A 14,488-nucleotide genomic window follows, 5' to 3' on the forward strand; every position below is an offset into this window, starting at 1 on the left:
TCTCACTCTATCATAATCGACATGAGCTGCTTCGTCAATTTATATTGACTGAATGGTTATTCAATGGTAAATTTGCAATGTACACTTATTGTGAATTGGAGGGGTTTGAATGGATTGGCATTACGCAGTACAAGGTCAAGGCAAGCCGATAGTGATGATCCACGGCGGGGGATGCGATAGCAGGGATTGGTCCTATTTGGCTCCGCAACTGGCTAACAAATATCAAGTGATCACATTCGACGCTCGGGGCTGCGGACAATCGCCTCCCCCAACTGAGACAGTCAACTATGTGACTGACGTTGCTTGTTTCCTGGACAACTTATCCATCGACAAAGCCGTATTGATCGGCCATTCGCTCGGCGGACAGATCGCGACGGAATTCGCGTTAGCCTATCCCGAGCGCGTTCAAGAACTCGTATTGATTGCGCCTACCTTAGGGGGATTCGTCCAGTCACCGGACGTTCTTGCATCATTCCAAGCCATACAAGAAGCCGCTCCCGATATTGCCAAAATGACTGAGTTAGTCGTTACCTCTTCTTCCTACTCCGTCATAAAAGATAGTCCCCTGCGTGAATTGCTGCACGCGATGACGGATCATAACATAAGGATACTGTTTGGACGACCAAGCTTTAACGTGGTATGGCCAACCCCTCCCGCAATCGAGAGATTACACGAGCTGCGTGCGAAGACGTTATTCGTCCGCGGCACGCGAGACCATGAAGACAATGTGAAGATCGAAAAGCATTTTCGTAAGCTGGAAAACACTCGCTTCGTCGCGATTGAAGGCGGAGACCATATGTTAAATCTTACGCATGCAGACATGCTGTATCCGGAGATCGTTGCATTCCTAGGTGAATAAGATTTGATCATCAATTCGCCTGGATTAAGGTCATTTGGGATTGACATCGGGTTGTGTCCACAACGTCAAAAAATTCGATAACACAGGCGAGGACCTCGAGGATCTAATCTCGATCGGCACGATCGGCCTCATTAAAGCGATCTAGAGCTTCCAGACCGGCAAAGGAACGAAGCTGGCGACGTTCGCGGCACGCTGTATCGAGAATGAAATCCTGATGCATTTGCGAAGTTTGAAGAAGACGAGCAAGGACGTGTCCCTTCACGATCCGATTGGTACGGACAAGGAAGGCAACGAGATTACGTTGATCGACATCCTCGGCACGGAAGCCGACGATGTGGCGGATAAAGTGCAATTGAAGATCGAGAAATCGAAAATATACAAGAATCTCGATATATTGGATGAACGCGAGAAGGAAGTCGTCATCGGCCGCTTCGGCCTCATCCACGGCGGAGACGAGCGGACGCAGCGGGAGATCGCGAAGGAGCTGGGGATCTCGCGGAGCTATGTTTCGCGGATAGAGAAGCGGGCGTTGATGAAGCTAGCTGTATCATGAGTTTTATAAGGCGAAGAAGTAATAATAGGACGTCACCTTAATTGAAGGTGGCGTTTTTTTAATTTATACAACAGTAGACCAAACTATTTCAAATAGTAACGGACTACATGTCATTTGTAGTCTCGGATGAAGACGGATTGGTCGCCATGTATTGATGTTGTGTTTGATTGGTATGAATTAACAAGCGACGTTAGTGGATTTATAGTTTTATGGTTCATCCGCTTTAATTACTGGCAGCTGAAGCCAGTCAGAAGTATTGCAATACAAACGATGAGACTGATGAATAGTTGAATAACACTCATGGATGAGCAGGGCCTGCCCATTTTATTAAGCGTATAGCTGGAGACAAATTGGAGTTTTTATCAATCTTCGTCGGTATGCTATAATAAATCTGTTTCTACAACACAGCTAAAGGATGATCATCATGCTTATTCAAAACACACATATCGCAACACTCAGCCTGAAAGTCATCTAAAACCTTCTCTGAGGTGATTTTCAGGCTGAGTGAATAACTCAGAGCGAGTGTGATATGTGTGAGAGACAGGGCTTATTATCGTCACCATCGGAAACGCGTGATCGATAAGAAAATGAAGCGAGTTAAATTGGGACATTGGTATGTTGCTCCTGGAAAAGAAGGCAGCCTTTCTAAAGGAAAAACACATTGCGGGTGCGGTATGTGCACGACCAAAACCAAGGTTTTAGGTTACCCTAAGAATCAATTGTCAATTATTATTGCCATGAAGCAGGAAATTCAAAGTTACGAAATATAGCAGAATAGCGATACCGGTCACAGCGGTATCGCTTTTTTATTCTTTTACAGCAGTATCAACATGGCAAACACCTATGTATTGAATGCTAAACGAGGAACTTTAGCTCAACAACAAGACAGCTGTAGACAAACAATCCGCAGCTGTCTTTCATTGAATTATTGGACAGTTTACCACAACTAAGTTACAATTTTGAGCGTCTAAACTCTAAGGATGAACTTACAAGAAGATGTAATCAATCATAGCTGTAACTTTGACCGACAAGGTATGCTTACGAGCATATCTTTTGTTGCGAAGGGGTGAAAAAGGAGATATTATGAGTAAACGTGAACGAATAAAAACAGTCTTTTTATATGGTGTTTTCATCTGTTACATATTTTTGTTAATTAAAATATTATTCTTATCGAGAGTATCAATTTCGGAGTTATTTAATAGCCAAAGGACTTTAGTTAGATCAATTAATCTTATTCCTTTTTATAGCATAAGTGAATATATATCTGGCAGCTCTGCTAATTTAAAAAAATTCGCTTTTGGTAATGTGGTTGGCAATATACTTATTTTTATTCCCCTTGGTGTATATGTGTCATTATTTAAGAACAATAAAAAAGTAATAATCAATCTGTTGTTTATATTTATGGTGAGTTTATTTGTTGAAATCATTCAGGGGCTTTTAGGCATTGGAGCAGCAGATATTGATGATATAATTCTAAATGGTTTAGGTGGATGGATTGGTATTGTAGGGTATAAGTCTTTACTATTTTTATTAAGAGATGAGAAGAAAGTACAAACTGCAATCACCATATTATCTGCTATCGTAGGATTACCAGTTATATACTATTTATTATTCATGATAAAAATGAGATTCTGAATAACTTTATTGCACTCTGAACAATGATTAGATAGCCACTAGCAAATATAGAGCTTGATTCTAAATATAGAAAACCGAAAGTGCCCAACTTTGCTTCATTGCAAGATTGGGTACTTTTTATTGGTTTTTCGGCGGTACATGAAATGATCCAACTGTAGATTACCATGAAACAACTTATTTTCACGATATCTGCAAGAGAGGTTGGAGGCACGCCTTCTGAACTGGGCATGATTCGTTATAACCGCGACGTTCAGAGAGACGGTGCGGTACAGCCGCCCATGGTAAGCGTAAAGGATGCGGTGACGGAACGGAAATGGATCAACCGCTTCAGAACGTTTCAATTTGACACTTATTAAACCTGTGCTATCCTTAAAAAGTAATCCCCCACATAAATATCTTATATGTAAAGGCGCTCTCTCCACGCACTTCAGATCAACCTTCTTACATAATTGTTGTTTCCAGTATAATTCTTGTCGTATGGAAGAGAAAGGAAGTAATCGCGCTATGAAAGGGTTCTCGAAGTATATACGCGGGATTTCCATTAAAAATAAAATATTCATAGCGAATATATTAATCATTTTCGTATTTATTTCCACCCAGTCGATCTTTGCCAACACGATTTCACAGAAGGCCATAATTGAGAAAGAGATCAATAATTCATCCCGGGAGCTTGTGCTCATCAAAAACAACCTTCAAACCTTGGTATCTACAATTGAAGATTATTCAAAAATTCTGGCTAGCGATTATCGATTGCAAAACGTGCTTTATAACGATTTATTATTGAATAATGAGTTCTATGCGAGCAAGCCGGTTGAAGGTTTAAATAACCTCTCGATGAACAAAACCCTTTCAGAGACGATCAGCAATATTGTGGAGCCTAACACAAAAATCAAAGCGGTAAGCATCCTCACCTCGAATCATCACTGGGTGGACGTCGGGTTTGCCGATAACGCATACGCATCCCGCATATTCGGTGACGGTTATGGAGCGGATGATCGTTTCTATTTACCCACTTGGACAGATTTGATCAAATTCAGATTCTTGTATGAAGGTGAAGACAACGTATTTGCGGTTTACAAAACGGTCATTCACAAAGATACCGGTAAAACGATAGGCAGAATTTTTTTGTACGTGAAAGAAACGACTATTGCCTCGATTTACGAGGAAGGGAAAAATAAGGGTGGGGAATTTTATATCGTCGATTCCGCAGGCCGAATTATCTCCGCACAGAATAAAGCCATGTTATACCGGGATTTCAAGGAAGCCGTCTCCATAAGCATTCCCGACAATGGTAAAGACGCAAGCTTTACCCAGGGTAGCGGAAGTCAAGAAATGTTGATATTCACCCATCGCTTCGAAAAGTTGAAATGGACGATTGTAAGCGCTGTCCCTATGGATGTTATTACTTCGGAGCGGAAGGAAATCAATCAATTGATTATCGGGATCGGCGCAGCATGCTTGCTGCTGGCATTAATGGTGTCCTTCCTATTGTCCCGATCGATCACGCGACCCATCTTTCAGCTTGCCAAGACAATGAGAGAAATCCGAACGGGAAAGATGCAAGTCAGAAGCTCCTACCAATCAACAGACGAGATCGGATATTTAAGCGAGGGCTTTAATAATTTAATGGATCGCATTGAGGCGCTTATGGCCGAGAACGTCGAGAAACAAAGGACAAAGGCCGAGATAGAATTTAAATTGCTGCAATCGCAAGTGAAGCCTCATTTTTTATACAATACGGTTGAAACGATTATCTCGCTCATTAAGCTGGGCTTTGGGAAGCAAGCCATAACGGCGGCCCAATACATGGCAAATTTCTATAAGATCTCGTTAAGCAAAGGCAACGATATCATATCGATAGGTGAAGAGATGCGTTTAACGGAGAGCTATTTGGAAATTCAGCAGCTGCGTTATGTGGAATATATGGCATATACGATGGAAATCGACAACGAAATTATGACATATTCGATACCGAAGCTAACCTTGCAGCCAATTGTGGAAAATGCCATCTATCACGGGTTGAAGCTCAAAAAGGAAAAAGGAATCATACGCATTACAGGAAGGCGCTGCGGCAACAACGTGGAAATCGAAATATACGATAACGGGGCTGGGATGCACAAGAATCAAATCAAGGCGATAATGACAGGTTCCGGCGTTCCCGATGAAACTGGCGGATTTGGGATCAGAAGCGTATCCAAACGAATCCGAATGCTGTACGGGGATAGATACGGACTGCAAGTTGAAAGCGAATACGGCGTTTATACGAAAATTATAATCGTACTGCCTCTTCGTCATCAGTAGCTCCTGCCCGCATCCATGAGGCTGGCATTTCTATTATCCGCAAGATAAGGATTGAATAGAACAGGAGGAAAGACCATGTACAAAGTGCTTATCGTCGATGATGAATATTACTTCAGGCAAGCTTTGAAGATTTCGCTGCCATGGAGTGAGCTGGGCTTTCAAATCGCGGGGGAAGCAAAAAACGGAGCGGAAGCGCTGGAGCTGATGCGCGAGGTAGAGCCTGATGTCGTGTTGGTCGATATGAATATGCCGATCATGGATGGATTGGAGTTTATACACAAAGCCAAGGAGCGCGACCGGAAAACAAAATATTTGGTGTTGTCAGGTCACAGCGAATTCGAGTATGCCAGACAGGCCGTGCAATTGGGCGTTTTTAATTACGTGCTGAAACCCATTAACGAAGAAGAACTCCAAAGTTCCTTACTGGATATGAAGGAGCTGATACGAATGGAGCGTCTGGGCAAGCTTGAGTTGGACGATTTAAGAAAGCAGGCGAGCGAAGGCTTGTCTGTCATGAAGGAGCAAGTGCTGAATGATTGGCTGCAGGGCAACGGTATCTCTAGATCGCGATCCGAACGGGATCGATTAAATGATTTGGGAATAAAGTTGGAAGGGTTGCATTATCGGGCGATTGTCGTCGATCTGGATTCAAGCGATGAGAGGAATCTTGAGGAGGGTATGCCGATTCGTAAAGCCAAGGTTCAAGAAATCGCTCAAAATGATATGCAAAACGCCTTTCAGTGTATCGGCTGTCACGATCATGATGCTCGTCTGGTTCTGATCATAGGTTCGCCTGACGGCTCCTTCAACAAGCTGGAAACGATTTGCGAACGAATTCGATTGAACGTACAGAACGATTTGGCCTGTACGGTAACGATCGGCTTAGGGAATGGCTACGAAACGTTTGAGTCGATTTCGGTTTCATACAAGGAAGCGTTAATCGCCTTGAAGCATCGGTTTGTATGGGGTGGCAACAAGGTGTTCGCACATTCCTTGATTGCGGAAACCGGGATGAAGGTCGGATTGTTCTCGGTGGAAAAAAGAAGCGGCTTGCTGATGTTCATGCGAATCGGGAACTTGTCCGAGACGGAAGAGTGGCTCTCAAGTTTTTTTCATGATGCTCGCGTCCAAAAAGCTTCTATGGAAATGCTGCTTCTCGCCGGAATCGAAATCGTATCCACATGCCTGGAATTTTTGGCCGAATCGTCGCAAAGCTTTGAAGATGTCTTCCGAAATACGACCCAACCCGATATGATACAACACGTTCAGCGGATGAAAACCTTCAACGAGCTGGAGGAATGGATACGTGCTTTGATTCTAGAGGCCATGAATCATGTGCATAGCCGCAAACCCAATAGAGCCGTCAAAGTCATAGAGGAGGTCAAATCGTATATTTCGAGGCACTACGGCAACGAAGAATTGCGAATCGAAGATATCGCAAAAAGCGTTCATATGAATTACAATCATCTTTGCTTCGTGTTCAAAAAAGAATCGACCTTCACGATCAATGACTACCTGACCGAAATACGGATCATTAAAGCAAAAGAGCTTTTTGATCAGGGAGAGAAGGTTATCCAAAACGTAGCGAATCGGGTGGGCTATGCGGACGCCAACTATTTCAGCAAATGCTTCAAAAAACATATGGGAATCACGCCTAGCAAATATGTGAATCAAATCCGATAGCCTATACTTCAATACAGACGTTAGGGTGAAAGTGAAAACTTTACCTCTATCGTCTATTTTTTTGCCGTTAATTTTACTGCTGACCCGAGAATAATCTCTGTACTAAATTTGGGAAGATTCGTAAAATTAGCTCAAGGTTGATACCGCTTTCAATAGCTAAAGTCAACCCGATATCCGCTTTGACAAATAGGGGAGGTAAACAATGAAAACGAAGTCAAAGGCAGCAGCTATGTTCCTTATGGCAAGTATTCTTCTGGTTTCATCGGCATGCAGCAGCGGGAATGAAACAAAGTCCAACCAGCCGTCCGACAATCCGTCGCCCTCAGCATCAAGCACGGAAGATAACAAGAATGCTGCGGAGACGGACGGCAAAAAAATCAAGATGAGAGTCATAACGCTTACGACGGACGAGAATCGTAACAACATCATGGAAAAATTCATCAAACCGAACATTGCCGCAGCGCTTCCCAATATTGAAGTCGAGTTTGAGCCCGGCGGCGGCGGCGAGGATATGGCAAACAAATTGAAGACGTTGAACGCATCTGGGGATATGCCGGACGTATTCTGGAATGATGCGGGCTACTTTACGCCGTTGAAGAGCACAGGCAGCATTCTGGATCTGACATCCTATATTTCCAAAGACGGCTTCTTGGACAAATACGCGGTGCCGGATGCGTTAAAGCATGTCGATAACGGGATCTACAGCCTGTCTTCCGGAGCGGACACGTATTTCACCCCCGTCATCTTCTATCATAAAGATATGTTCGAGGAAGCCGGGGTTAAAGTGCCGACCACTTTCGATGAGCTGATTCAAATCTCGAAGACGCTCAAGAGCAAGGGCATGGTTCCGGCCGTAACTCCCGGCAAGGACGGGTGGGGGCCAAAGCTCTTCATGCTGCAGCAAATGATTCAAATCGGGGACCCGCAGGCGATGGCGGACCTCGTCAGCAACAATACGGACTTCGCCAATCCATCCGTCAAGGAAGGAGCGGCTCGCATCGAAACGCTGGTCAAGGAAGGCGTGTTTCCAGACGGCATTGCCAATTTGGATTACGGTCCGGCGATGGAGATGTTTACGTCCAAAAAGGCGGCTATGTTATGGATGTTTACTTGGGAGCTTCCGAATCTCGCAAAAGACGAAACGGTTGATTTTTTCCCATTCCCAAGCGCCAGCGATAAGTATGACCCTGCAGAGACCGTACAGTTCTGGGGTTCTCCGGTTAACGGTTATGCGGTCAACGGCAAAACCGAGCACCCGGAAGAGGCAGTCAAGCTTGCCGAATTTCTAGCCATGGCGGACGCGTTATACTTCGAATCGACCGGCGCCCCGATATCCTTGCAGACCGGCAACCAGGCAATGGACAGGAGCCCGCTTATGCAGAAGTTCGTTGACTGGTACAATCCGATCCCTAATAAAATCGCGTCCTTGGCTCTTAATTCGCTAGATGCGAGGACGTCAGCCGAAATGTCCACGCAAGGAGCGAACTTATTGACGGGCGAGTACGCAGCCGAAGATTTTAATGTGGCGATGAACAAGATCTGGGGCGAAAATACGTGGTTTGACAAGTAAAAGATGCGATAACAGCTAAATCCCCTTCGGTTAGACCCGAGGGGGTTTAGACACAAATTAAATGGTGGAGAGAGCGATGAACAAGTACTTTAGCACCAAAATGTCCATATTTGTGTTTGCTTCCCCGGCATTGCTGCTGTTTACCGTATTCTGCGTATACCCCTTGCTGCCGGAGATCTGGATGAGCTTGCATAAGCATGACGGATTTAGAAATTTGGGTTTTGTTGGTTTAGATAATTACAAAGAAGTGATGGCTTCCCCATCCTTTTGGACCGCTCATAAGAATACGTATCTCATTGTAGCCATCTCATTATTGCTGGGGCTGCCCCTATCCATGATGCTTGCGCTTTTTATGGATGTTCAAACACCGAAGTTTCGTCGATTCTTCAAGATGGCGGCGATGTTCCCCGCTATCTTGTCGGTCACGGTTGTTGCCCAGATTTGGCTGGCGTTCTACGAACCGAATTGGGGTTTATTTAACGACATTCTCAATTCGTTAGGGTTGAGCGCCTGGACGCATTCGTGGTTGACGGAGAAGAAAACGGTAATGCCCAGCATCGGGCTGACATTCCTGTGGCAATATATTGGACTGAACGCGATGCTGTTCTATACAGGAATCAAGACCATACCCAAGAGCTACTATGAAGCGGCTTTGATCGACGGCGCCAATTTTGTTCAAGTTTGCTTACGAATTACGATCCCCTTGCTGCAGAATGTAATCAAATACGTACTCATTCTGTCTACATTAGGCTCAATGGCATTTTATTCGCATGTACGAGTCATGACGGCAGGAGGCCCGGGAGACCTATCCAGGACGGTCATCTACCAGATGTATTATACGGCATTTGATACTTCCGAATTTGGTAAAGGTACTGCGATCGCCGTTATCTTTATTCTGGAATGCCTTTTGATCTCCTTTATCATTCAAAGGTACGTTGCCAGGGAAAAACTGGAGTTTTAAGCTAGGGGGGAGCTTTCTGAAAGTATTAAGTCGAGTGTTTTGGGCAGCCGTCGGGTGCACGTTTCTGTTTCCCTTGTACTGGATGGTAACGATGTCGTTGAAGTCAAAAAGCGAAGCTTACGACAATCCTTTTGGCGTACCGTCTTCCTGGGACTGGCTGAACTTCAGCGAAGCGCTGTCCAAATATCATTTTTATACGTATTTCGAGAACAGCTTGATTTATACCGCAGGCACAATTGCCATTACGTTGACATCGGGCAGCATGCTTGCTTATTGCCTCAGCCGCATGCAATGGAAATTCAATTCGGCGATGCTGTTTTATGTATCTATGGGTTTAATTGTCCCAATCGAAGTAGTCGTTATTCCTTTATTCCAGCTGGTTAAATGGATGCATATCAAAAATAGTTATTTGGGTCTTATCTTGCCGTATTCCGGCTTCGCAATCGCTTCCTGCGTACTGATGCTGTATGCCTTTCTCCGTTCTTTGCCCAAGGAGCTGGAAGAAGCGGCATGCATAGACGGAGCGAATGTCTATCAAACGTATATTAAAATCATATTTCCAATCGTGATGCCGGCGCTCGTGACGCAATGCGTTCTTATATTCATTCGAATCTGGAACGAATTTCCGCTTGCTTTTATTATTGCTTCCAAGGATCAATTCCGGCCGCTTACTGTCGGGTTGCTTGGTTTCTTTATCAATGTGGGAGTTACGGATTGGGGGCTGATTGGCGCGAGTATGCTGCTGTCCAGTTTGCCTATGATCATCGTTTATTTAATAGGCAACGAAAAGATCGAAAACGCATTGACAGCCGGGGCCATTTTGAAGTGAATTCGAAGAAAGAGGAGGGGACACCGTTTAAAAAACGGCCTGTATTTATTATTGACAAATATAGCAGAGAAACCGGCACTAATACCGCTTAGGCGGTAATGTGTATAAAATTTTACTTACATCCAAGGAGGTTTTATGGAAGTGAGAAAAAGAGCATTAATTTGGATTATGACTTTGGTAATGGTATTTTCCATGCTACCATTTTCAGGGGCGGTAGTCGCGGCTGACAGTGCACCAAGTGCAACTATCTATGTTGCTACAAATGGCAATGATAACACAGGTGACGGAACACAAGAAAAGCCGTACAAAACGCTTGCCAAGGCAAAAGCAGTAGTAAGGACTCTGCCTAAGACCGGCGGTGATATCGTCGTTCAAATTGCGGATGGATTTTATTCGCTTGATGAAACCCTGGTTTTCAACAAGGATGATTCCGGAAGTGCAAGTAGCACGATTCGCTATGAGGCGGCGCCGGGTGCGAAGCCGGTAATCAGCGCCGGTGAAATGCTGGAAAAAGGCGTATGGACAGAAGCTGTTGGCCTTACCCAGACTGGCGGCTTAACGGCGTATAAAACGACCCTTAACCGGAGCGAAAAGTTGCGCGCGATCTATGTAAACGATAAGCGCGCCAACATGACGCTGAGCCCGCAAATAGTTTCGGCCAACAGAACCGTCACCGGCACCCCCACAGTCAGCTTTACCGCTGCCGGTAACCCTTGGGCGTGGCAGAACGGCAGCAACATCCGGGCGGGTATCGTATTCGATGCCAGCGTAGGTCTGACGGCGGAAACGAAAAACCCCCAAAACATCGAAGCCGAAAGCATGGGCGGCTCCACCGCCAGATGGGCGAGGCCTTTCGTCACCTTCGCGTCGATCGAACAGGCGCCGGCAGCCAGCAACAAGCCCGGCGGTGTCATGCTCCGGTTCCAGATGCCGTATGGGGCGATTTCACAGTCTTTGAGTAATAACACGCAATACAATCCAGGTAACAATCAAGTAATCCGCAACGCTTTCGAGTTCTTCAACAAACGCGGAGATTTCTATTTCGACCAGGCGGAAAGCACGCTTTATTACATCCCGCTTGAAGGCGAGGATATCAATACCGCCGACGTGGTCATTCCCAGGCTTGAGACGGTCCTTGACATAAGAGGAATCCCTGTAGGAGATCGGTTGAACCCTGTTGAGGGCTCGGATGATGGACGTGTCAAAAACATAACCTTTAACGGGCTGAAGTTTGCCCATACCGACTACAAACTGTATGAACTGACGGGCACATATACACTTAGCGACGGATCCGGTCCGGTAACGACCAGTTCCCGCGGCTTCGCGTCCGTTCAGGGCTCTATCGTGAACACAGTTTACTTCCCCAGCAGCATAAACTGGCATGAGACTTTCTACCGAGGGTATGACATACCGCCGGCAGCGGTAATGATCAACGCAGCGAGGAACATCAAAGTGCTGAACGGCGAGATCGGGCTTACCGGATTTAATGGCATCCATGTGGAAAACGATGTCAAGGATATCGAAGTCACGGGCAACTATATCGTAGATACGCTCGCTTCCGGCATTAATATCGGACATCCGCAGCATATCTATGAAAACGATGAGCCGATTAAGCATGAATCTAGTGTTTCGGTCTCTGGCACGCCAATAAGGAACTGGGCCGGCGTTAATAAGGAAAAATTTACGGCGGGTACGGAAGCCGTGCCGGAGAATATTTATATTACAAATAACTTTTTGTACAGGACGTGCTACGGATTCCCGGGCGCCAACGCACTAGCCTCTTTCTACACAACTAACATGCAGGTACTGCATAACTACATTTATGACACCACTTACGGCGCCATGAGCATCGGCTGGGGCTGGGACGAATACGATGGATTCGGTTTTACCGCCCAAGGTACCAACAAGACCGGCGGCCCTTACCATGGTACGCATGAAACGAGTATCGCAAGGTCTCCAGTAATCACTACGACCTCCAGGAATAACAAAATAAACTATAACCGGATAGAGGAAATTTGCACGGTAGTTAACGACTCCGGAGCCATTTACTCACTGGGACGGCAGGGCGATCCGGGTAATTTGCCGGGCGGAGGGACATGGGACACCATCAACAATTTGACAAACAACCCCGTCACCGACAAGAATAGTAACTGGCATCCTGACAACTGGACGAATTACACCGAGATGAACTACAACTTCCTTAACCCGAATCCAACTGGCAAACCCACGACCTCCAACAACTGGACGAACGGGTTCCATCCCGACGAAGGCAGTACGTTCATAAAGATGATAGGCAACGTCGTGCAGTCAAAGCTCTCCCATGCCCCCGGACAGAGCCGTCTTTTTGAGTTTAACAACTGGAAGCGCAAAAGCGATATGATTGCCGTCGAAGGTTACGTGGACGGGAATAACAACCAGAATGGCGCCCCTAGGATTACTCACGACAATTACAAAAGCGAAGCCCGCATTTGGCCGGTTAAGGGCAACGAAATCGTTTTGAATTCGGGTCTTGCCAACGAATACACTCATATGATCCCAAGAAGCCTCATTGCCGATACCGAGTTTGAGTTGGCTTCCAACGTCATCGTGGCTGTAGGCGGTGAAAAACTGAGCCGCAGGGGTCTGCTAAAAGCTGAAGACACTGTTTGGCTCGCGCCCGCGAACACAACTGTCTTTAAAGAAGGCGTTACTATGACAAAAGCTGCCGGCAACGCAAAGACAATCAACACTCCATCTGCCGCAGGACAATACAAACTATATATCGTATATGGGGACGACAGAGAAACGGCCACTTCCAAGTATACGGCATACGTCGACGCGAGCAAGCCAGCAACCAATGTGGAAGATGGGAAAAGCTACGAAGTTTCAGCGGTACAGCCTCTTAAACTGACTTTGAGTGATGATTACACCTTTACGCTTAACGGCAAGCCCGTGGCGGATGGGCACGAAATCAGCACCGCAGGAAGCTGGACCTTGGTAGGCAGCACTTCGATGCCTGAAATAACCTTCAACTTTACCACCACAGTATCGGTGGCAAATAAGTTGCTCCCGGCTGACGTGTCAGTAGCCCCCGGCGGGACAGTCAGGTTTGCGTACGATTTGGACGACGCGACAAAAAAGATATGGATTTCCTCGTCGAGCGGCGGACATTTTGATGGAGGCGACGATGAAACAGTGGCCTCCGGCGACGCGCTCGAGATGACCGCGCCCATGTTGCCCGGTCCATACATTATTTATGTACTGGCGGAAGACGGCGAAGTACTAAGTCAGTCGCACGCTCGTGTTGTGGTTCAGTTCGTTCCCGTAACGGAAATTAACGTCAGCGGGGAGAACGGCGCGTCCGTCATCAATCAGCTCGGCGGCACGCTGCAGATGACCGCAGCCGTGAAACCGGACAACGCGACCGATCGAAGCGTCACATGGACGGTCTCCGAACTTGGCGGCACGGCGGCCGGCGCTGCGACGATCGACGGCACCGGCCTGCTTACGGCAGTCACCGATGGTACCGTCCGAGTAACGGCCTCCGCAGGCGACGGGTCCGGGGTGACCGGCACTAGCGTGGTGATGATTGATTCCGCCGCGCCGACGATCACCGTAATCGGACTCACAGACGGAAGTACGCTCGGCAATGCCGGCGAGTTCTCGGTACAGGTTGCCCTAACCGACAATCTGTCAGGAGTTGACGGCAGCAAGACGACGGTCACGCTGGATGCGAATCCTTATGTGCCGGGTTCGCCAGTGCCGCTATATACGCTGGCGCCGGGTTCACACGTGCTAGCCGTGACTTCAACCGATTTGGCGGGGAATACTGCCACAGTAACGTTGACTTTCACGATTGAAGTCGATCAGGAAACCCTCAAGGAGCTAGTGACGGTTTTTGCGGAAAACGGGTCGATCGATTCGGACGGCATTTCCAACAGCTTGCTGAAGAAGCTGGAGGCTGGCCAGCTTGAGGCGTTTATCAACGAAGTGAAAGCGCAGCGCGGGAAGCATATCGCCGAAGAAGCGGCAGACTATTTACTTCGGGATGCACTCCTTATAACGGGTCGGTAGTCGAAAGGGCTATCTTCCGAATCCAATCGGATCGGGAGATAGTC

9 protein-coding genes and 1 pseudogene are annotated in these 14,488 nt (G+C 46.6%); all 10 read left to right on the plus strand.

Annotated features, from left to right (window positions below; all coding sequences use genetic code 11):
- The first annotated feature begins 109 nt into the window (after window positions 1–109).
- The 10 genes and pseudogenes from J2T14_RS17860 (at window position 110) to J2T14_RS17905 (ending at window position 14,444) form a co-directional block, all read left to right on the plus strand.
- Complete coding sequence (locus tag J2T14_RS17860) at window positions 110–859, plus strand: alpha/beta fold hydrolase (protein WP_307472865.1); 750 nt, start codon at window positions 110–112, stop codon at window positions 857–859.
- Window positions 860–893: 34 nt separating this feature from the next.
- Window positions 894–1,434, plus strand: a pseudogene (sigK, locus tag J2T14_RS17865) (RNA polymerase sporulation sigma factor SigK).
- A 1,061-nt stretch (window positions 1,435–2,495) separates the two neighbouring features.
- Window positions 2,496–3,047: a VanZ family protein gene (locus tag J2T14_RS17870; protein WP_307472867.1), complete on the plus strand. Its 552-nt coding sequence runs from the start codon at window positions 2,496–2,498 to the stop codon at window positions 3,045–3,047.
- A gap of 164 nt (window positions 3,048–3,211) precedes the next feature.
- Window positions 3,212–3,403, plus strand: a complete 192-nt coding sequence (locus J2T14_RS17875; RefSeq protein WP_307199884.1) for a hypothetical protein — start codon at window positions 3,212–3,214, stop codon at window positions 3,401–3,403.
- 148 nt (window positions 3,404–3,551) lie between these two features.
- The gene (locus J2T14_RS17880; RefSeq protein ID WP_307472870.1) at window positions 3,552–5,348 is read left to right on the plus strand and encodes a cache domain-containing sensor histidine kinase; all 1,797 of its coding nucleotides are present in this window, start codon (window positions 3,552–3,554) and stop codon (window positions 5,346–5,348) included.
- 75 nt (window positions 5,349–5,423) lie between these two features.
- Window positions 5,424–7,031, plus strand: a complete 1,608-nt coding sequence (locus J2T14_RS17885; RefSeq protein WP_307472872.1) for a response regulator — start codon at window positions 5,424–5,426, stop codon at window positions 7,029–7,031.
- A 202-nt stretch (window positions 7,032–7,233) separates the two neighbouring features.
- Window positions 7,234–8,601, plus strand: coding sequence for an ABC transporter substrate-binding protein (locus tag J2T14_RS17890; protein WP_307472874.1), 1,368 nt, complete (start codon window positions 7,234–7,236; stop codon window positions 8,599–8,601).
- Between the two features lie 76 nt (window positions 8,602–8,677).
- The gene (locus J2T14_RS17895; RefSeq protein WP_307199876.1) at window positions 8,678–9,562 is read left to right on the plus strand and encodes a carbohydrate ABC transporter permease; all 885 of its coding nucleotides are present in this window, start codon (window positions 8,678–8,680) and stop codon (window positions 9,560–9,562) included.
- 91 nt (window positions 9,563–9,653) lie between these two features.
- A complete protein-coding gene (locus J2T14_RS17900) occupies window positions 9,654–10,391 on the plus strand; it encodes a carbohydrate ABC transporter permease (protein ID WP_307199874.1) in 738 nt (245 codons plus the stop codon).
- 501 nt (window positions 10,392–10,892) lie between these two features.
- Window positions 10,893–14,444, plus strand: a complete 3,552-nt coding sequence (locus J2T14_RS17905; protein WP_307472876.1) for an Ig-like domain-containing protein — start codon at window positions 10,893–10,895, stop codon at window positions 14,442–14,444.
- Window positions 14,445–14,488 lie beyond the last annotated feature (44 nt).

The sequence above is a fragment of the Paenibacillus harenae genome (assembly GCF_030812415.1).
Lineage (GTDB): Bacteria > Bacillota > Bacilli > Paenibacillales > Paenibacillaceae > Pristimantibacillus > Pristimantibacillus harenae_A.